The sequence below is a fragment of the Microvirga guangxiensis genome, from assembly GCF_900102135.1.
Taxonomy (GTDB): Bacteria; Pseudomonadota; Alphaproteobacteria; order Rhizobiales; family Beijerinckiaceae; genus Microvirga; species Microvirga guangxiensis.
The window spans coordinates 12,121-30,541 of sequence record NZ_FMVJ01000012.1 but is presented as its reverse complement, the minus strand read 5'-3'; the positions used below and the strand labels follow the sequence as shown (position 1 = coordinate 30,541).

General features: G+C 60.7%; 17 protein-coding genes and 1 tRNA gene. 4 read left to right on the top strand and 14 right to left on the bottom strand.

The annotated features are described in order from the left end of the window. Window positions 1–62: 62 nt before the first annotated feature. A tRNA-His gene (locus BLP10_RS17990) sits at window positions 63–139 on the top strand. Window positions 140–228: 89 nt separating this feature from the next. On the opposite strand, the gene BLP10_RS17985 is transcribed toward BLP10_RS17990, so the two are convergent. The 7 genes from BLP10_RS17985 to BLP10_RS17955 all read right to left on the bottom strand — a co-directional run bounded on the left by BLP10_RS17985 (window position 229) and on the right by BLP10_RS17955 (window position 7,082). Beyond that, window positions 229–537 carry a hypothetical protein gene (locus tag BLP10_RS17985; protein WP_091137740.1) on the bottom strand — a complete coding sequence of 103 codons (309 nt, stop codon included), beginning with the start codon at window positions 535–537 and terminating at the stop codon, window positions 229–231. Window positions 538–683: 146 nt separating this feature from the next. Further along, on the bottom strand, window positions 684–851 hold the full coding sequence (locus BLP10_RS23245; protein ID WP_175493962.1) for a hypothetical protein: 168 nt from the start codon (window positions 849–851) through the stop codon (window positions 684–686). Window positions 852–1,441: 590 nt separating this feature from the next. Beyond that, the gene (locus BLP10_RS17975; protein ID WP_091137734.1) at window positions 1,442–4,363 is read right to left on the bottom strand and encodes a GGDEF and EAL domain-containing protein; all 2,922 of its coding nucleotides are present in this window, start codon (window positions 4,361–4,363) and stop codon (window positions 1,442–1,444) included. 292 nt (window positions 4,364–4,655) lie between these two features. Beyond that, window positions 4,656–5,360, bottom strand: a complete 705-nt coding sequence (locus BLP10_RS17970) for an outer membrane protein (protein ID WP_091137731.1) — start codon at window positions 5,358–5,360, stop codon at window positions 4,656–4,658. Between the two features lie 297 nt (window positions 5,361–5,657). After that, window positions 5,658–6,116, bottom strand: a complete 459-nt coding sequence (locus tag BLP10_RS17965; RefSeq protein ID WP_091137729.1) for an NUDIX hydrolase — start codon at window positions 6,114–6,116, stop codon at window positions 5,658–5,660. Between the two features lie 43 nt (window positions 6,117–6,159). Beyond that, window positions 6,160–6,660, bottom strand: a complete 501-nt coding sequence (locus BLP10_RS17960) for a phasin family protein (RefSeq protein ID WP_091137726.1) — start codon at window positions 6,658–6,660, stop codon at window positions 6,160–6,162. 35 nt (window positions 6,661–6,695) lie between these two features. Further along, window positions 6,696–7,082 carry a phasin gene (locus tag BLP10_RS17955; protein ID WP_091137724.1) on the bottom strand — a complete coding sequence of 129 codons (387 nt, stop codon included), beginning with the start codon at window positions 7,080–7,082 and terminating at the stop codon, window positions 6,696–6,698. Window positions 7,083–7,276: 194 nt separating this feature from the next. Between BLP10_RS17955 and BLP10_RS17950 the strand changes: the two genes are divergently transcribed. The 3 genes from BLP10_RS17950 (at window position 7,277) to BLP10_RS17940 (ending at window position 13,453) form a co-directional block, all read left to right on the top strand. Continuing rightward, window positions 7,277–10,009 (top strand): PAS domain-containing sensor histidine kinase, encoded by a 2,733-nt coding sequence (locus BLP10_RS17950; RefSeq protein WP_091137721.1) that lies wholly within the window; start codon window positions 7,277–7,279, stop codon window positions 10,007–10,009. A 65-nt stretch (window positions 10,010–10,074) separates the two neighbouring features. Continuing rightward, window positions 10,075–10,539, top strand: a complete 465-nt coding sequence (locus tag BLP10_RS17945; RefSeq protein ID WP_091137719.1) for a hypothetical protein — start codon at window positions 10,075–10,077, stop codon at window positions 10,537–10,539. Between the two features lie 190 nt (window positions 10,540–10,729). Then, window positions 10,730–13,453, top strand: a complete 2,724-nt coding sequence (locus BLP10_RS17940; protein WP_091137716.1) for a bifunctional acetate--CoA ligase family protein/GNAT family N-acetyltransferase — start codon at window positions 10,730–10,732, stop codon at window positions 13,451–13,453. A gap of 56 nt (window positions 13,454–13,509) precedes the next feature. Here the strand turns inward: BLP10_RS17940 and bfr are convergent, their stop codons facing one another. The 7 genes from bfr to BLP10_RS17905 all read right to left on the bottom strand — a co-directional run bounded on the left by bfr (window position 13,510) and on the right by BLP10_RS17905 (window position 18,374). Next, a complete protein-coding gene (bfr, locus tag BLP10_RS17935) occupies window positions 13,510–13,995 on the bottom strand; it encodes a bacterioferritin (protein WP_091137714.1) in 486 nt (161 codons plus the stop codon). 84 nt (window positions 13,996–14,079) lie between these two features. Then, entirely contained in the window at window positions 14,080–14,337 is a 258-nt protein-coding gene (locus BLP10_RS17930; RefSeq protein WP_091137711.1) for a (2Fe-2S)-binding protein, read from the bottom strand. 117 nt (window positions 14,338–14,454) lie between these two features. Then, the gene (locus tag BLP10_RS17925) at window positions 14,455–15,024 is read right to left on the bottom strand and encodes a putative glycolipid-binding domain-containing protein (RefSeq protein WP_091137709.1); all 570 of its coding nucleotides are present in this window, start codon (window positions 15,022–15,024) and stop codon (window positions 14,455–14,457) included. 59 nt (window positions 15,025–15,083) lie between these two features. Beyond that, window positions 15,084–15,755, bottom strand: coding sequence for a LutC/YkgG family protein (locus BLP10_RS17920; protein WP_091137705.1), 672 nt, complete (start codon window positions 15,753–15,755; stop codon window positions 15,084–15,086). After that, the gene (locus tag BLP10_RS17915) at window positions 15,752–17,185 is read right to left on the bottom strand and encodes a LutB/LldF family L-lactate oxidation iron-sulfur protein (protein WP_091137703.1); all 1,434 of its coding nucleotides are present in this window, start codon (window positions 17,183–17,185) and stop codon (window positions 15,752–15,754) included. Before BLP10_RS17915 ends, BLP10_RS17920 begins: the two co-directional genes overlap by 4 nt. Then, a complete protein-coding gene (locus BLP10_RS17910) occupies window positions 17,182–17,988 on the bottom strand; it encodes a (Fe-S)-binding protein (protein ID WP_091137701.1) in 807 nt (268 codons plus the stop codon). The genes BLP10_RS17915 and BLP10_RS17910 overlap by 4 nt, the downstream gene beginning before the upstream one ends. After that, window positions 17,985–18,374: a c-type cytochrome gene (locus tag BLP10_RS17905; RefSeq protein ID WP_091137699.1), complete on the bottom strand. Its 390-nt coding sequence runs from the start codon at window positions 18,372–18,374 to the stop codon at window positions 17,985–17,987. Before BLP10_RS17905 ends, BLP10_RS17910 begins: the two co-directional genes overlap by 4 nt. Window positions 18,375–18,421: the final 47 nt, after the last annotated feature.

The window sequence follows — 18,421 nt, the reverse complement described above, 5'->3', positions numbered from 1 at the left end:
GTCTTGCGACCGCAAAGAAGTCTTGAAATTGATCGCAGGCGCGATTACACCCTGCCTCATGTGCAGCCGTAGCTCAGTTGGTTAGAGCACCAGATTGTGGATCTGGGGGTCCCCCGTTCGAGCCGGGGCGGCTGTACCACTCTCATAGGAGAGACCGATCAAGGTCAGTGGCACCATGCCCTGGCCTTTTTGTTGTCCGGGCACTCTGGACTACGACTGAGTTGCTGCTTAACGAGCCGCCGTCATGCCTGCGGCTTCCGGAACGGGGCTCTTGGTAAGCGTGATCTTGTTTCCGCGGCTGCAGGAAACCGTGACGAAGCCGTCAGAGGCATTGATGCGGACCGTGGTTTCTTCGTCATTGTTGATGAGCTGGACCGGAGCCTCGCCCATCTCCTGCGCCGTCTCGGATATGATCGATAGGCACTCAGAGTACGGCATGTCGGCGACACGCGTATTGGAGTCTTCAGCCCAGGCTCCTGCATGGGGTGAAAAGATTCCAAGGGGGCCGAGCAGGGATGCCATCACCAAGGCTCGCATCGATCTGTCCTCCAAACACTCGGAAGATCACCACGCCCGAGGTCTTGCTGCTGTGTCCTATCACACATGATGGCAACGTGCCCGATGCGAGGCCCGTTCCTGTTGTTGATGTCGCAGGAGAAACGGCAAAGGACTGTGGAGAAAGCTCAGCCGCTCGATTCCTTGAGACTGGCGGATATCTCGCGACCGCGCCGCTCAGCTTGCTCCAGCGCTGCGGCCAGCAGGCGGCGGGTCTCCTGGCTTGCGGAATGGTCATGCGTGCTGAGCGTTGCGAGAATCTTTTCCGCTTCTACTTCGTAGTGCCTGTCGGGCATCAACTGAACTCCTTGAGCGTGTCCTTATGGATGTCAAACCGTCAAGGATGAGCCGGGTTCCTGTCATTGCCGGCAGGTGAAAAGCTTGGCCATGCGACATGATGAGGTCTTGAATTCCAGCATGGAATGTTAGACAGTTCCATTCAAGAACAAGAGGTCCTAACTTAACCAGGGCTCCATCGTGGGCAGTTTTCCATCGATGTCGAAGCGTTCCATTTTATTGCCTGCCATTGCCAATCGGGGCGTCTGCCCCGGTTCGCGAAGCCGTCACTGTTAAACCCGCCGCCATTGCTATAACGGACCCCAGGTCCCTTTGAAATTTCGCGTTCAGCCATGATTCATCCTCGAACAGTCAGGGGTGGTCCCATGAAAACTTGCGGACCCAATCCCTTGCAAGACGCACTTGAACTCAACGCGCATGTCAGAGGCCTCAAGGCGCTTCTCGAATTTCAGCGCTGGCAGATCGAGGTACTTAACGACAGGCTCTATGCCTCGGAATCGGGTGGTACGGCAGCTCGCCGCTTGCTCGCGCTCAAACAGAGCGAGGCGGAGTCATCGCGCCGGCAAAGATCGTCGCGTTCTTGACGCTGCTAACGACGTCTCTTCCTGTCTTTCGGGAAGAGAGTGTCGAGTTCAGGCATGTCGACCCGGCGCGGATTCCAGGACGCCACCAACTCTGGAATGAGTTTGCTCGGGCTTGCCATGCCGAAGAGAAAACCCTGACCGACGTCGCATCCCTGGCTTCTCAGGAAGACCGCCTGCACGGCGGTTTCGACACCTTCGGCAACCGTGGTGATCCCGAGGCTCTTGCCAAGTCCCACGACGGCTTGGAGGATGGCCGGATCGTCAGGATTGCTGGCGAGATCGTTGACGAATGAACGGTCGATCTTGATGATGTCGACCGGGAATTGCTTGAGATGTGAGAGCGAGGCATAGCCCGTTCCGAAATCGTCGAGAGCGATCTTCACGCCCTCGGCGCTCAATGTGCGCAGAGCTTTCTCGATGTATTCCGCGCCTCGGCCGAGAAACACCGTCTCCGTCACTTCGATCTCAAGACAACGGTTCGGGATGTCCGCCGCCCGCAGACGTTCCAGAATGCGATCGGCAAAGTCCATCTCCCTGAACTCTGCGGCCGATGCATTAATGGCAACATGGCCGAAGTCGACGCCCTCATGCAGCCAGCGGCGCATGTCGTTGAAAACCATGTCGTGCATCTGAGTGCTCAAGGCGACCGCCAGATGCGGGTCGTCGAAGGCGGCCTGGATGCTTCCGGGAAGTTCGATGCCCGCGCGGGGATTGCGCCATCTCAGAAGCGCCTCGAAGCCTGCCAGCTCCCCGGAGGTCAGATGGACCTTGGGCTGGTAGAACGGTTCGATGCTGCGTGCGTCGATCGCTCCCCGCGCATTGCTGCGCATCTCCGCCTTCCGCTGAGCTTCCGTTCGCATGGAAGGCTCGAAGACCACGACCTTGTCCCTGCCGGTGGCCTTGGCGGTGTGGAGTGCAACATTCGCCTGCTTGAGAAGGTCGGACGCCTCGCTTGCATGATCGGGCCATATGCTGGCGCCGATGCTGGCACGGCATTCAAGCATGCGTCCGGCATAGGGCAGGGGCTTTTTCAGCACTTCGAGGATCGGCGTCATGATGGCTTTGACTTCCTGACCGCCGTCGATCTCGGGAAGGATGATGGCGAACTCGTCGCCTCCGTTTCGGGCGACGGTGTCGATGGGGCGCACAGCGGCGCTCAGCCGGTTTGCAATCGCCTGCAAAGCCGCATCTCCCGCATCATGCCCCAATGTATCGTTGATCTCTTTCAGGTGATCGACATCGAGAATGACCAGACCGAGCTTGCGCCCCTTCTCCATTGCCTGCTCAAGGGCTTTGCCCAGGCGAAGCTGGAGGAGGGTCCGGTTGGGAAGCCGTGTGAAATGATCGTGGTGAGCCGCCCATAGAATCTGCTCTTCGGCTTCTTTCTGCGCGGTGACGTCACTGATGATGCCCTCCAGGAAGAGCGGCTCGCCGGCCGCGTCGTGAATGCATTGACCTCGGTCGGACACCCAGCGGGTTTCACCCGCGCGGGTCGTGATGCGGTAGGTGACGTCGAAGACCTGTTTCTTCGAGACGCAACTGAGGATCGTCTCCTCGGTTGCGTGGACGTCGTCCGGATGAATGAGCTCTCCCCAGGTGAGCTTGCCATCCATGAATTCGCCGGAGCTGTAACCGCTCACCGCTTCCGCGCCTTCGCTGATGAAGGTGAAGGGCCACGGAGCAGCGATATCGCACTGGTAAACGAGGCCCGGCAGGTTATCGATCAAAGTGGCGAGTTGGCGCTTGCTCTCGATCAGTTCCGCCTCGGCCTCCAATCGCTCCGTCAGATCGCGCGAGATGCCGACCACGCCGGCAATCTCCCCGTTGCGCCGCCAGGGAACCTTGACGGTTTGAAAGTGCCGGGGTGTTCCCTTCACTGGAATGACCTCATCGATCGTGATCGGTTCGCCTGTCGCGAGCACTTGCCGATCAGATTGAGGATGAATGTCGGTTCGGTCGCTTGAGAAGAACTCCCGGTCGACCGTGCCCTCGATCGGACCGTAGATCTCGCTTAAGCTGCGGTTCGAGAAGACGAAGCGGCCCTCCCGGTCCTTCACGAAGATCAGGTCCTGGATGCTGTCGATCACAACTTGGAACAGGTTTCTGCTCTCGTACGCCCTTTCCTCTGCCGTCTTGCGTGCATGGATGTCTTCGGCAACCGTGATCGTGGAGATGGGCTTCCCCGCCTCATCGCACACGAAGCTCACGTTGACCGCACACCACGTGACCGTGCCGTCCGGGCGCACATATCGTTTTTCGATCTGGAACGGCTCGGCCTTCTCAAGGTGCCTTCGGAACATCGCCGTGTTCCAGTCAACATCCTCTTCATAGGTGAAGGCCTGCATCGGCAGCCCGTCGAGCTCCTTGCTGCTGCGCCCCACGATGTCGCAGTAGCGCTGATTGACCATCAATACCCGACCGTTGAGATCCCGGTGCAGGATGCCTACCATGGTTTGCCCGAAGACGGTGGCGAGCTGCTGTTCTCTGATCCGCAGAGCCTCGGCTGCCACTCGCCGTTCGGTGATGTTGCGGAAGATGACCATGAGGTCGCTGCCAACGGGCGTCGCATGCACCTCGTACCAAGCGGACAAAGGTTCGAAATACGCTTCGAATATCTGCTGAGTGCCTTCAGCTACGGCGCGGCGGTAATTTTCCTCGAAGATGGTTCCGATTGTCTTGGGAAAACGCTCCCAGATGCAGCTTCCGATAATGTCGGGGCTGGCATGCAGTTCCGTTACGGCGCGCGAATTGAAGAATGTGAAGCGCCAATCGCGGTCGAGAAAGAACACGCAGTCGGACGTACTCTCGACGAAGGCGCGGGCGTAATCCCAAAGCCCGGAAGAGGGGACAGCGCCGTTCTGCGGGCGTGTTTGCGCACGCGTGCCGGACGAACGTTGGCGCAGCCATGAAGGACCCCAAAGACGCATAATAGCTGCACTCTTAAAAGCTGTTCGTCGCACATGGGCTGCGAGGAATTATTGTTGCCCATGATCCGTCGTGCACCATGCAGAGCGGATAGGGGCTATTTGTCAATGCAGTAAATTATGACCGTGCCATCCGATAGGATGCAACCCTCAAAAAGCATAATGGAAATCGTTCATGCGAGGCCACTAATCGTAACTTTATTCAGGGTGCCGTGGTGCGAGTCTCGTATATCGCTGAAAAGAAAAGGCCCGGCGTAGTCACACCGGGCCTTGTCATTGCTGAATGTACGATCGCTTAGTTGAACTTGTAGTTTACACCGGCGCGAACCACACCGAACTCCGTGTCGCGACGGATGTTCACGCGGTCGGCGAGAGCGTAGTTATCCTTCGTGTCGAGGTTCACGTAGAGACCTTCGACCTTAGCGGTGAACTGGTTGGTGATGGCGTACTCGACGCCGCCGCCCACAGTCCAGCCCCAGTTGTTGCTGTTCTCGCGGTGGAAGCCGAGCTCGGTGTCGAGAGCCTTGTTGCCGCCGATGTCGCCGTAAGCGAAGCCTGCGGTGCCGAACACGAGAGCGCGATCGAAGGCAACACCGGCGCGGGCGCGGATCGTGCCGAAGTAGCCGTCCGAATTGCCCGGATAATACGTGCTGCCGTAGGACGAGCCCTTGTTGCCGACAGCTGCGTACTGGATGTCCGTCTCGGCGCCGAGAACGAACATGCCCATCTGGTAGTTGTAGCCGGCCTGAGCGCCGCCGACGAAGCCGCCCTTACCGCGACCGGGCACGCCGAAGGCGGGATCGTAGTAGCGGCTGGTGCCGGTGCTCCAGCCGTAGCCGGCGTTCACGCCTGCATAGAAGCCGCTCCAGGTGAAGGTCGGAAGAGCATTGTAGGCGGGCGCCGGGGAATAGCGGGAAGGAAGGTCTGCTGCCTGTGCGGTCGAAGCGGCAATGGCAATGGCTGCGCCGGCAGCGAGAAGAGCGAGAGAGGAGTTACGCATTACATTTATTCCGTTCTTGAACATCGAAGCACGCTAGGCAGTTCTTGCCTGTCCCGGCTTAATAAGCTCCAAAGGGGTACCTCTGCAATATGATTGCCTGTATTTGCTGGCGTCATGCTTGACGATTTATGAACGTTTACTGTTCATAAACCATAAGCCGTTCGCGTGATTGCTGCGGCAGATCTTTCGCTTAGAGATGGGCTGGTAAGTTAGACCTCACCAAGTCAAAGTTTAGAGACATAAAAACTTGAAGCCCTGCCATATGGCGGGGCTTTTTTCTTGTTTGATGCCAGCCGTTTAGGGAATGCTGGAGAGACGGTTCATGGCCTCCGCCCGCCGCGCGATCTCGTCGACATTCGCGCTCATGGGAAGGCTTGCCGGATCGAGATCGTGGATCGGAAACCAGCATGCCTCGAGCGCATCGTCGCCCGCTTGCGGAAGGCCGGAGAGCCAGCGGCAGCGCACGGCGATCAGGATATAATGCTGCCGGATGGTGCCATCGTCCGACGGCACGAGGATGTCGAGCGTTGTGATGACATCCTGCGCTTCACCTTTGACGCCCGTTTCTTCCAGAAGCTCTCGCGCGGCGGCATCTGCAACCGTCTCGCCAAACTCGATCTTCCCGCCTGGAAAGCCCCAAAGCCCCGCATCCGGGGGATTGGCTCTACGCACGAGGAGCGCACGCCCCTCGTGAATGACGACGGCAATTACGGCAGGAACCGGGAAGGGGGCATGAAAAAAGGCTTGGTCAGTCATGACCAAGCCTTATCGCATGGGGCCTGCTTTCGGTAGCAGACGATCAGCGCGTTTGCCGCAGCAGAGCCGATTGAAGGGGCTCCACGCTCTTCGTCATCCAACGGGCCGTGGTCTCGGCGACGTCCTTCCATTGAGCGGAAACCGTCTCGAAAGCCTGCCGCGCAGCGCCCGACTGGACATTGAAGGCGCCGGGTTGGCGAGAGCTGTCGATGGTCGCACGCCACAGGTCGAGAGCCGCATGCCCCTGATCGTTCAGAGCCTGAATGATCTTGTCGTTCACCTCGAGAGCACCTTGAGCGGAGGTGACCACCGTCTCACGCACGGCTTGGCGGATCGTTTCCCCCTGATCGCGAAGGGAGAATGCAAAAGGCTCACTCTTCTCTATCTTTAACGTGGTAGAGACAGTGGGCTCCAGAACAGGCGCGGCTTCTGCAGCCTGCTCGACCGTCGTCACGTCAGCGACAGGCTCTGCCGCCAGCGCGATAAGATCAGCCTTCGGGGCGCTCTTGGGCTTGCGGGTTCTTGTCGTCTTGGTTTCCGTCATCGTGCTTCCTCGCGAAGGTTCGGGGCAGAAGGCGATTACTTCTTCGAGCCAGGCTGCTTCATGGCGTTCTGGGCGAGCGATCCGAATTCCTTCATCTGGGTCTGCATCGACTCGAACTGGGTGCGGACGAACTCGGCCTGGATCTGCATGGCTTCCTGCATGTCCTTGGCGCGAACCATGCGCTGGGCGAGGTCGAACGCTGCGCTCAGGTTCTGTTCGGCATAGGAGAAAGTCTTGCGGGTGGCATCCGTGGCGCTGGCCTGCACCGTGTTCGCAGAGCCCTCGAAGGTATCGACGGTCTTCTGGGCGGCGCTCATGAAGCCGTCGATGGCCTTACGGGCCTGCTCGACGCTCTTCTCAGCAAAATCGCGCATTTCAGCCGGGATTTCGTAATTCTGATTCTGGTTCGGGTTGGTCGCCATGTGTCGCTCCTCTGAGGTCATTGTGCAGTGCAATATCACATTGTGCGGTGCAAAATCAACTGCTTTGAGACCTGACCCATTAAGGTTACCACAAAGTAAAAGGATTCAAGGTCTCAAGCCTGCTGTCTCCTTGCCAACATTGGTCTAAAACCTTTGAATAAGGTCAACCCTATAGGTGCAAGATCGAGGCCGCCATGAACGGGGCTCCCAACCAGTACGAAGCGCTGATCGCGCGGCTCGCCGCAGAGCCAGATCTGGCCTTGATGGCCAGGGCCGAAGCGCCTGTGCTCGTCTGGGATGCCGATATTCAACAGCTGCTCTGGGCCTCCCCGGCTGCGGAAGGGTTGGGAGAGGCTTTCACGGATAGGGCGGGTGGCCTCAGCCCCGACCTTCGCGCCCGCGACCGCCTGAAGGCTTTGGCTGCCGGAGGCGCTCCATGGGAAGGGGCTCGCCTGGAGCGGCTGCGTCTCAACCCCCTCCGCCCCTGGCAGCCTGTCCCCTGCGCCTGTCGTCTGGCTGTGCTGGAGAACGGGGACAAGGTTCTCGTGACAGCGCTTCTCGGACCTGTCCCGGCAGGTTTTGAGCGGCCAAGCGCGTCAGTTCCTGCGCCCGACCACCAAACGCTTTCCGAGGCGGGGGCGCCGGCCAAGGAACCTGAAGAGACACCCGATCCGCAGGAAAAGCCGCGCGGTTCCCTGCGCTTCGTCTGGCACGCGGACCCGGAGACACGGTTCACCCAAGTGTCGCCCGTTCTGGCGCAAGCTGTCGGCGAGCGGGCAGGGGACATCGTCGGGCGATCCTGGGATGAGCTGACACGCACCTTCGTCTCCGATCCGGAAGGGGTGATTGCCGCTCTCTTCGCACGCGGTGAAACCTGGAGCGGCCGCACGATCTATTGGGCGATGGACGACGAGCCCATGGAAGTGCCAGTCGATTGGGGCGGCATGCCTGTTTTCGGCCCGAGACGTGAGCTCATCGGCTTCCGCGGCTTCGGATTGCTGCGCATGGACGAGAGGCGCAGGCGCGAGCTGCCGAACGATCCTCCCGCCGATTCCAATGTTGAGGCCTTCCTGACGGATGCAGCCCTTCCTTTCGCTCCGCCGGAGAGAATCCAGGACGACGAACAGGATGAAACCGAGGCTGCCCCAGCCGAGGATGAAAACTGGTTCACTCATCTGCGCGACCGGGTTGCGGAGGCGCTTGGAAGCGCCAAGCCTCCAGAGAATCCGGTCGAACCTGAGATAACTTCTCAAGCGCCCAAGGCCGATGCCAAGGAAAATCCCGCGCCTGCATCGAGCCTGTCATCTGCCGAGCGCAACGCCTTCCGCGAGATCGCCCGCGCATTGGGGGCGCGGCTGGAGGAAAAGAACTCCAACAGCACCCCGCCTGCGGATGAACCGGCCGTGCAGGAGGAAGCCGTTCATGAAGCCGCTGCACCCGACGGGATGGAGCCTGCATCTGCCGTCCCTGCGCGGCCCGACAATGCCGACCGCATTCTCGACCGATTGCCAGTAGGCATTCTCGTCCATCGCGACGAGGCCATTCTCTTCGCCAATCGTTTCCTTCTGGATCTGACGGCCTACGAGACGAGTGAACAGATCATGAGCGAAGGCGGTCTCACGCCGCTGTTCCGCGGCTCGCCGACCTTGGATTCAACGGGCGAAGACGATTCCGGCCTTGCGCTGGTGACCCGCCATGGCCAGAGCATCCCCGTCGCCGTCCGCTCTTCGACGGCCGAATGGAACGGCGAGCCCGCGCAGCTCATGCTCGTTCGCAGGTCCTTCCGGCAGAATAATGCGCAGGTGCCGCAGGACGACCGCGTGCACGAGCTTGAGGCGATCCTCGACACGGCGACCGATGGCGTGATCCTGCTCGACGAGGCTGGCCGCATTCTCTCCCTCAACCGTTCCGCCGAGGCGCTGTTCGGTTATCATCAGCGGGAGGTGTCGGGCAGCCCCATCACGGTTCTGCTGGCCCCTGAGAGTCACAGGGACGTGCTGGATTATCTCGAGAGCTTGCGCTCACCGGGCGTCGCGAGTCTGCTCAACGATGGCCGCGAGGTGCTGGGCCGGGAGCGACAGGGCGGCGCCATTCCCCTCTTCATGACCATGGGCCATGTGGGCGAGGGCGAGAACCGCAAGTTCTGCGCCGTGCTGCGCGACATGACCACCTTCAAGAAAGCGGAGGGCGAACTCGTGGGCGCCAAGCGCGCGGCAGAGGAGGCGAGCGCGCAGAAATCCGATCTTCTCGCCAAGATCAGCCATGAGATCCGCACGCCGCTCAATGCCATCATCGGTTTCGCCGAGGTGATGCTGGAGGAGCGCTTCGGCTCCATCGGCAATGAGCGTTACAAGGAATATCTGCGCGACGTTCACGCCTCTGGCTCCCATGTCATCAGCCTTGTGAACGATCTGCTCGATCTGGCAAAGGTCGAAGCAGGTCGCCTCGAATTGTCGTTCACGGGCGTCAATCTCAACGGCCTCGTCTCGTCCTGCGTCACGCTGCTCCAGCCTCAGGCCATGCGCGACCGCATCGTCATGCGCACGAGCTTCGCTTCCAAGCTGCCGCCGGTCGTGGCGGATGAGCGCTCCATGCGGCAGATCGTGCTCAACCTCGTGTCCAATGCCATCAAGTTCACGGATGCGGGGGGACAGGTCATCGTCTCCACGGCAATGACGGATCGGGGCGAGGTCGCCTTCCGGGTGCGGGATACCGGCATCGGCATGACGGCGGAGGAGGTCGAGGCTGCTCTCGAGCCGTTCCGCCAGATCGCAACCTCCCGCAAGCCCGGCGGAACCGGCCTTGGCCTTCCGCTTACCAAGGCTCTCGTGGAGGCCAACCGCGGCGCCCTGCAGATCTCGAGCAACCCGAATGAGGGCACGCTCGTGGAAGTGATTTTTCCCCCGACAAGGGTCCTGGCGGAATAAACATTATATAGTTTAATATATTCTCCTGAAATGCTATTCGAGGCCTTTGATCAAAGAGGCCTGCCATGTTGAAGTTTGTGATCGTTGCCGCTCTCCTCGGTCATGGAGCGGTCATTGGAGTAGCGCACGCTCAAGCCTACGATCCCGCAAAGATTGGAGCGTCCTTCCCGCAGGCGGCGCAGACTTCAGTCAAATTTATGAAATGCGAAGGCAGGGCCTGTGGCTTCCAATCCGAAACTCCTCTGGCCGCAGTATTCTTCTTGGTGGACGATGCAGGGCAAAGTGTCAGAATGCTCAGCGTTACCTTTCATGCGAGCAAAGCGCCGATTGCGGTCGAGCTTATGCGAGATGCTCTTAGGTTCGCTCAATACCCCGAGGTTGGCGATATTGACCCGCTGTCTCTGATGAAGATTGCTACCTCTGCCGGGCGGGATGTAGAGATCCAAAAAGGGTTGGGAGCAAGATTGGTCAATCTCACCAACATTGACAAAAATTTATTCAGCTTCCGTTTTTATCGGATCAAAGATTAAGGCCTTTCAGGCTCTCGAATTATGCTGAAATCCAGTAAAGCCAAATGATAATAACACTGCAGATTTTCTTATAGGCTAAGATTATGAGTGGCTGGCCTATAAGGCTTTGATCTAGGACATTTGACCCCTCCGCTTTAGGCATTAGCTTTGGGGAACCGCTCCAAGTCCTCTCCGAGACGAAGGATCCCTTATGTCTACCTATCGGCTCGATACGCTATTTGCGCCTCGCTCCATTGCCGTCGTCGGAGCCAGTCCACGGCCCGGCTCACTCGGGCTCACGTTCCTCAAGAACCTGATTCAAGGCGGCTTTGCGGGCGCGCTTTACCCTGTCAATCCGCACCACAGGGAGATCGAGGGCAGGGTCTGCTTTCCCTCCATCGCCAAGCTTCCCGAGACGCCCGACCTCGTCGTTGTTGCCGTGCCGCCGCGCAACGTGTTGAGCGTGATCGAGGAGGCAGGCAGGGGAGGCGTGGCCGCCGCCATCATCGCGACCGCCGGCCTCGGCTATGGCCCTGATTCCCTGTCCAACAAGGTGAGACTCGCGGCAAGGCGCTATGGCCTGCGCATCGTGGGTCCGAACTGCATCGGCGTTCTGTCGCCGCGGGCGCGCATGAATGCGAGCTTCGCGGCCCATGATGCCAAGCCGGGGGATCTGGCGCTCATCTCCCAGTCGGGAGCAGTCGCGGTGGGACTCGTGGAATGGGCGGCGCAGCGTCAGGTTGGCTTTTCCGCCATCGTCTCGCTGGGCGACAAGATCGATGTGGATTTCAGCGATTGCCTCGACTTCTTCTCTGCCGACGCGGGCACGCGCGCGATCCTTCTCTATATCGAGTCCATCGACAACGCGAAGAAGTTCATGTCGGCGGCGCGCGCTGCGGCGCGCATCAAGCCCGTGGTGGTGATCAAGGCCGGACGCCATGCGCAGGGAGCGAGAGCCGCTGCAACGCATACGGGCGCCCTGGCAGGCTCCGATGCCGTTTATGATGCTGCGTTCCGCCGCGCAGGCCTGCTGCGCGTGCTGGATCTCGATCAGCTGTTTTCCGCCGCCGAGACCCTCGGGCGGCAAAAGCCGTTTCCCGGCAATCGCCTTGCGCTTCTCACCAATGGCGGCGGCGTGGGCGTTCTCGCAACGGATCGTCTCATCGACATGGGTGGAACGCTCTCCAGCCTTTCGCCGGCAACGCTCGAAAAGCTGAATGCCATTCTTCCATCGACCTGGTCGCAGGCCAATCCGATCGACATCATCGGTGACGCAGATCCGGCTCGTTACGCGGGCGCGCTCGAGGCGCTGCTCGACGATCCTGAGAACGATGCCGTCCTTATCCTGAACGTCCCGACTGCGGTTGCGGGTGCGGCCGATGTGGCGCGAGCCGTCACCGAGGTCATCAAGCGTCACCGCGCCAAGGGATACCGGCAGAAGCCGGTCTTTGCCGCATGGATCGGAGAGGATCCGGATTCGGCGCGAGTGTTCGAGGCAGCGCGCATTCCGCATTATGCGACGGAAGCCGATGCCGTCCGCGGTTTCCTTCAGCTCGTGCGGTACCGCGAAGCGCAGACGCAGTTGATGGAAACGCCCGACAACCTGCCGCACGATTTCTCACCCGATCCGGAGGCCGCTCGCTCCATCGTCGCGGGAGTGCTGTCGCAGAACCGCCGCTGGCTCGATCCTCTCGAGGTCGATGCGCTGCTCAGGGCCTATGACATCCCCACCGCGCCCGTATTTCTGGCCAAGACAGCCGACGAGGCGGTGAAAGCTGCGCAGCCCTTCCTGAAAGAAGGGGGGCGCGTGGCGGTGAAGGTGCTCTCGCCGGACATCGTGCACAAGTCGGACATCGGGGGCGTGCAACTCGATCTGTCCACGGAAGAAGCGGTGCGAAAGGCGGCTGCCGACATTTTCGAGCGCGCCGCGCGTCTTCGGCCCGATGCATCGATTACCGGTGTGACTGTTCAGCCAATGGTGCGCCGCCCGAAGGGGCGCGAGCTCATCGCCGGCCTTGCGGACGATCCATCCTTTGGCCCGGTCGTGGTCTTCGGGCGCGGCGGCACAGCGGTGGAGGTCATCAACGACAGGGCGCTCGCCCTGCCGCCCCTCGACCTGAAGCTCGCCGACGATCTTATCGCACGCACCCGCGTGTCGCGCCGTCTCAAGGCTTATCGCGATGTGCCGGCGGCCGACGAGAGGGCGATTGCGCTGACACTCGTGAAGCTCGCGCAACTCGCCGCGGATGTGCCGGAGGTGCGCGAGCTCGATATCAATCCGCTTGTCGCCGATCACACCGGCGTCATCGCCGTGGATGCGCGCGTGCTCGTCGCGCCCGAGACCCGTAAGGGCAGCGGACATCCGCGCTTCGCGGTGAGGCCCTATCCTGCGGAGTGGGAGCGCACGGTCCCCTTGCGCAATGGGCGCACGGCTTTCGTCCGGCCCGTCAGGCCTGAGGACGAGGAAGCCTTCAGGGCCTTCTTCGAACAGATCACGCCGGAGGACCTGCGTCTTCGCTTCTTCGCGCCTGTCCGCGACTTCAGCCACACCTTCCTCGCGCGCCTCACCCAGCTCGATTACGCCCGCGCCATTGCCTTCGTGGCATTCGATACGGGCACGGGCGATATGATGGGCGCGGTCCGCGTGCATGCGGATGCAAACCATGAAACGGGAGAGTACGGCATTCTCCTGCGTTCCGATCTCAAAGGCATTGGCCTCGGCTGGACCCTCATGCGCCTCATGATCGAATGGGCGAAGGTGGAGGGCTTGCGCGAAGTGGAGGGGCAGGTGCTGCGGGAGAACACGACCATGCTCGACATGTGCCGGAGCCTCGGGTTCTCGGTACGCATCGATCCGGACGATCCGGAGCTGCGCCTCGTGACGCTGCCCATCGCCTCCATCGCGGAGCCCGAGAAATTGGCGGAACCGTCTTAAAGCAAAACGGCCCGCTTAAGGGCGGGCCGTTGAATTCATGGAGCAGGGCTTGAGCCTCAGTGACCTTCGTCGAGGCCGCCGATATGCTTCTGGGCGTAGAGCTCGACTCCGATCTGCTGGACGAGATTGATCTGGGTTTCCAGAAAATCGATGTGCCCCTCTTCGTCGGCCATCAGCTCTTCGAAGAGGTTCTTGGACACCCGGTCTCCGATGCTGTCGCAATAAGCCGCGGCCTCGCCGTAGAGATTGCGCGCATCGTACTCGGCGGCGAGATCGGACTCGAGAATTTCCTGGATGTTCTGTCCGATGCGCAGAGGATCGAGAACCTGCAGGTTGGCAAAGCCCTCGAGGAAGATGATGCGCTCGATGAAGCGATCCGCGTGATGCATCTCCTCAATGGATTCCTTGCGCCACGTCTTGGCAAGCTCCTTGTAACCCCAGTCGTCGAGGAGGCGGTAGTGCAGCCAGTACTGGTTGACTGCCGTCAGCTCGCTGCGCAGGCCGCGGTTGAGATACTCAATAACCTTTGGATCGCCCTTCATCCTACCCTCGTATAAAACAGCACCCGGTAGCGCCGGGTGGCCTCTGTTTAGAATACTTATGAATTAGGAGGGAAGCCCTAATATTCAAAGGGTTGGTTCGGCGGCGGCTTTTTCCAGCGAAGTCGGGCAGCATCCCCGCTGGCAAGCCGCAATAGGTTCCACGCCCGCATCGCTCAGGGCCTGATCCATGATGGCGCGGATCGTCCTCGCACAACGCCCGCAATTGGGACTGCAGCCGAGACAGCGATAAACCTGCGCAGGGGTGCGCGGACATTCCGGTCCGGGCTTGAGGCAGGCTTTCACATCGCCGTCGGAGAGGATGTTGCAGGAGCAGACAATCATTTGTTTTTCTAGTTTAGAACTATTAAAAACTACTTGTGATTTCAGATACTTAGCTGATATCTTGAGCGCGCGCCAGAGCATGCATGCGCGCCGAGTTGTCACGCCTGTGAGAATCCGTCAGTTCAAGCGCCGGAACAATTCAGGATAATCCCGTACGAAGCCGTCTGCATCGACAGGAAGGTCCGCCGTGAAGCCGCTCGCAATGCTCTCGAAGCGATAGAGCGAGCCGGGTTCGATGGCAGTGTAGCGCTGATCCTGAGCAGAAGCGGTCAAGTCCGGCACGGCGATGTAGCAAAGCCGTATGTCGGTGGTCTGTCCGGACGCCCATTCCAGGCGGCGGATCGGCAGCGTGTTGGTCAATGGCGTGGCCTGAATATCGACATCGATGCAGCCCTGCAGATCCGGGCGGGCCTTGCCGTTCTCGCTCCAGCTGCCTTGCCCGTTGCTCTCCAGATCGAGCATCTGTCCCGATGTCGTTTGAAGATGCACCGCCTTGGTGTGCCAGAGCGAGTCCACCTTCAGGCGGTAATGAAGGCCGAACCTCGATCCATTCTCCTCGCCGATCACTAAGCCGGAGATCGTGTGGCCGCCATCGGACGGGCGAACATCGACATGTTCAAGACCGGTCTCGCAGCCATTCCAGGCCGACCAGCGGATGGTGCGAAAGATCAGAGGGCGTAGCGACATAAGAGCCTCCAAGCTGCGCAGCAGAAAATATGCCGCTGCGCAGACTTTTCGAGGCCAGCTTATTCCCGGACCACAACGACATGCAGCCGCCTGGGTCCGTGTGCGCCGAGGAGCAGGGTCTGCTCGATATCGCCGGAGCGGGACGGGCCCGTGATCCAGTTCACCGTTCGCGGCATGCTGCCTTTGCCGAAGGCGAAGCGCACCCGGCCCCACACGGATTCATAATCGCTCGCGATGTCCTTCGCCGAGACCACGATGATGTGGTTGTCGGGCAGGAAGTTGAGGGTAGAGGGGTTCTCATGGCCCGAGATCATGGCGAGGGTGCCGGTTTCCGCCACGCCGCCGAAGGCGTGGCTGACCGCATTGAGATCGCTGCCCTCGCTCGGGCCATGCGCGATCTCCAGCGTCGTGTCGCCCCACGGCATCGACTTGAGGCGCGGATCGTCGCCCATGCGGAGCGTCGCGGGCAGATTGTGGTCGCGCAGGAACAGGGCGATGGATTGCGGTACATCGGCGGTGGAGGAAACCTCCGTCACCGTCGCGAGAGAGGCCTCGGCCATCGTTTTGAACAGGGCGATGCGCTCCTCACCGGAAACCTGTCCGCGTGCAGGAATGACGCCTTTCGGCGAGCGCTCTAGCCGATCCTGCACGATCTGCTTGCGGATGGTCTCGCTGCCCTTTACGCCGAGGGAGCGGCGGATGTTGGCGAAAATCTCGTCGCGGGCGCTCATGCTGTCCGTCCCTTACGCTCGCGCTGCCAGCGCGCCTGGAATGTCTCCCCCTGTGGCGCCGGGAAATCGCGGTACTTTGTCCAGCCTTTCGAGAAGGGCAGCCATGTGAACCGGCCGCGCTGGCGGCCCGCAAATCCGAGGGTTGCCATCGCGGCTCTCGTGGCGAGGCGGTAAAGGGCAGGACGTCTGGCGAAAAAGCCCCAGAGCCCCAGGCCCGAGCGCACGGAAGCCGGCGTCAGGTGCCGTTCGAATTCCCGCTCGCGCCAATGACGCATCAACTTGGGCAGCGGAATGCGCACCGGGCACACGCTCTCGCATCGTCCACAGAAGGTGGAAGCGTTCGGCAGATGCCCCGCCTTGTCCACGCCGATCAGCGAAGGTGTGAGCACGGCTCCCATGGGGCCGGGATAAACCCAGCCATAGGCGTGTCCGCCAACCGCATGATAGACCGGGCAATGGTTCATGCAGGCGCCGCACCGGATGCAGCGGAGCATCTCCTCGAAGCTCGTGCCGAGCATGGAGGAGCGTCCGTTGTCGATGAGCACCACGTGGTAATTCTCGGGCCCATCCGCATCGCTGGCGCGGCGGGGACCGGTGGAGAAGGTGGTGTAGACCGACATTTCCTGGCCTGTCGCCGAGCGCGCGAGCACACGCAGCAGCTGGCTCACATCATCCAGCGTCGGCACCAGCTTCTCGATGGAGGCGAGCACGATATGCGTCTTCGGCAGGATCTGCGTGAGATCTCCGTTGCCCTCGTTGGTGACGATGATCGACGTGCCGGTTTCCGCTACCAGGAAGTTCGCGCCGGTGATGCCGACATCGGCTGCAAGAAACCGCTCGCGCAGCACGGCGCGCGCCTCGGTCAGCAGTTGGACGGGCTCCGACAAATCGCGCTTCGCATCGAGATGCGTATGCACGCGGCGGAAATCCTGCTCTACCTGCGTAGCGTTGAGGTGCACCGCAGGCGCGATGATGTGGCTCGGCAGCTCGTTGCGGAGCTGGATGATGTATTCGCCGAGATCCGTCTCGACAGGACGAATGCCATTGGCCTCAAGGTAGTGGTTGATCCCGATTTCCTCGGAGATCATCGACTTGCCCTTGGTCACCGTCTTCGCGCCGGAGTCGCGGCAGATGTTCAAGATGATCTCGCGTGCTTCCTCCGCATTGCGGGCGAAATGCACGTGTCCGCCGGACGCCTTCACCTTCTCCTCATAGGCTTCGAGATAGAGGTCGAGATGTTCGAGGGTGTGGTTCTTGATGTCGCGGGCGGAATCCCGCAGCGCTTCGAATTCGGGCAGCTTGTCGGCTGCAGCTTGGCGCTTGTCGATGAAGCCCTGCTTAACATTGTTCAGCGCTTTCTGCAGCTGAACATCATGAAGGGCGCGGGCAGCGTTCTGCTTGAATTGAGGAGACGTGGAGTGAACGTTCATGGCTGACTTGTCTTATTCCGCGTATCCCTGGCGAGGCCGATAGCCGGTTCGTCCGTCATGCCGGCGAGCACTTCGGCGACGTGCCGCACGGTGATCGGCTTGCCGTCGCGGCTGAGCTTTCCTGCCATGTTCATGAGACAGCCGAGATCGCCCGCGAGCAGGGTCGCGGCCTGCGCGGCTTCCACATTCTTGGTCTTGGCATCGACGATGGCGCCGGAGATGTCGCTGTACTTTACGGCAAAGGTTCCGCCGAAGCCGCAGCACACGTCGCTGTCGTTCATTTCGACGAGGGTCAGGCCCTTCACGCTCGCCAGCAGCTTGCGCGGCTGCCTCTTGACGTGGAGCTCGCGAAGGCCGGAGCAGGAATCGTGATAGGTGACGGTGCCGTCGAAGGATGCATCGACCTGCGTGACTCCGAGCACGTCCACCAGAAAGCTCGTCAGCTCATAGGTCCTGGAGGCGAGGGCATCGGCTTTGGCGCGCCAATTCGGATCGTCCTCGAACAGCTCCGGATAGTGCTTCCTGATCGTGCCGGCACAGGAGCCGGAAGGAGCGACCACGTAATCGAAGCCCTGAAAGGTCTCGATCATCCGCATGGCCAGATCCTTGGAGGTCCCGCGGTCGCCGGAATTGTAGGCGGGCTGGCCGCAGCAGGTCTGCACGGGAACCTCCACGATGCAACCCGCATCCTCGAGGAGCTTGACGGCGGCAAAGCCCACGGAAGGGCGCATCAGGTCGACGAGGCAGGTTACGAAGAGGCCGACCCGGGGCTTCCCGGGTCGGGCGGACGTCGGATCGCTCATTGGGTGACCTTCTGGCCCTGAGCGTCGAACTGCTTGAGATAAGCGATGAGATCGTTGATCCGCTGCTCGTCCTTGAGGCCGGCATAGATCATCTTGGTCCCGGGGATCTTGGCTTTCGGATTCTGGATGTATTCCTTGAAGGTCGCCTCATCCCAGGTGATCCCGGAATTCTTATTGGCGGGCGAGTAGTTATATCCTTCGACAGAGCCCGAGTGCCGGCCGATGAGGCCGTTCAGCTCTGGTCCAACGGCGTTTTTCGCATTCGGGCCAACCTGATGGCAGGCCCGGCATTGAGCGAAGACCTTCTCGCCGGCGGCCGCATCCTGGGCCTGAGCATGAGCGAGCCCTGCGAGCAGGACGGCGGCTGAGAGAACCAAGGCACGCATCAAAAACTCCTTTTCTGGACGAATGTCCCACTTTAGAGAGGCTCTAC

What these genes read in the sequence shown, in the direction of transcription:
- BLP10_RS17985 (WP_091137740.1), bottom strand. Translation starts at nt 537, where the DNA reads ATGCGAGCCTTGGTGATGGCATCCCTGCTCGGCCCCCTTGGAATCTTT.
- BLP10_RS23245 (WP_175493962.1), bottom strand. Translation starts at nt 851, where the DNA reads ATGCCCGACAGGCACTACGAAGTAGAAGCGGAAAAGATTCTCGCAACG.
- BLP10_RS17975 (WP_091137734.1), bottom strand. Translation starts at nt 4,363, where the DNA reads ATGCGTCTTTGGGGTCCTTCATGGCTGCGCCAACGTTCGTCCGGCACG.
- BLP10_RS17970 (WP_091137731.1), bottom strand. Translation starts at nt 5,360, where the DNA reads ATGCGTAACTCCTCTCTCGCTCTTCTCGCTGCCGGCGCAGCCATTGCC.
- BLP10_RS17965 (WP_091137729.1), bottom strand. Translation starts at nt 6,116, where the DNA reads ATGACTGACCAAGCCTTTTTTCATGCCCCCTTCCCGGTTCCTGCCGTA.
- BLP10_RS17960 (WP_091137726.1), bottom strand. Translation starts at nt 6,660, where the DNA reads ATGACGGAAACCAAGACGACAAGAACCCGCAAGCCCAAGAGCGCCCCG.
- BLP10_RS17955 (WP_091137724.1), bottom strand. Translation starts at nt 7,082, where the DNA reads ATGGCGACCAACCCGAACCAGAATCAGAATTACGAAATCCCGGCTGAA.
- BLP10_RS17950 (WP_091137721.1), top strand. Translation starts at nt 7,277, where the DNA reads ATGAACGGGGCTCCCAACCAGTACGAAGCGCTGATCGCGCGGCTCGCC.
- BLP10_RS17945 (WP_091137719.1), top strand. Translation starts at nt 10,075, where the DNA reads ATGTTGAAGTTTGTGATCGTTGCCGCTCTCCTCGGTCATGGAGCGGTC.
- BLP10_RS17940 (WP_091137716.1), top strand. Translation starts at nt 10,730, where the DNA reads ATGTCTACCTATCGGCTCGATACGCTATTTGCGCCTCGCTCCATTGCC.
- bfr (WP_091137714.1), bottom strand. Translation starts at nt 13,995, where the DNA reads ATGAAGGGCGATCCAAAGGTTATTGAGTATCTCAACCGCGGCCTGCGC.
- BLP10_RS17930 (WP_091137711.1), bottom strand. Translation starts at nt 14,337, where the DNA reads ATGATTGTCTGCTCCTGCAACATCCTCTCCGACGGCGATGTGAAAGCC.
- BLP10_RS17925 (WP_091137709.1), bottom strand. Translation starts at nt 15,024, where the DNA reads ATGTCGCTACGCCCTCTGATCTTTCGCACCATCCGCTGGTCGGCCTGG.
- BLP10_RS17920 (WP_091137705.1), bottom strand. Translation starts at nt 15,755, where the DNA reads ATGAGCGCCCGCGACGAGATTTTCGCCAACATCCGCCGCTCCCTCGGC.
- BLP10_RS17915 (WP_091137703.1), bottom strand. Translation starts at nt 17,185, where the DNA reads ATGAACGTTCACTCCACGTCTCCTCAATTCAAGCAGAACGCTGCCCGC.
- BLP10_RS17910 (WP_091137701.1), bottom strand. Translation starts at nt 17,988, where the DNA reads ATGAGCGATCCGACGTCCGCCCGACCCGGGAAGCCCCGGGTCGGCCTC.
- BLP10_RS17905 (WP_091137699.1), bottom strand. Translation starts at nt 18,374, where the DNA reads ATGCGTGCCTTGGTTCTCTCAGCCGCCGTCCTGCTCGCAGGGCTCGCT.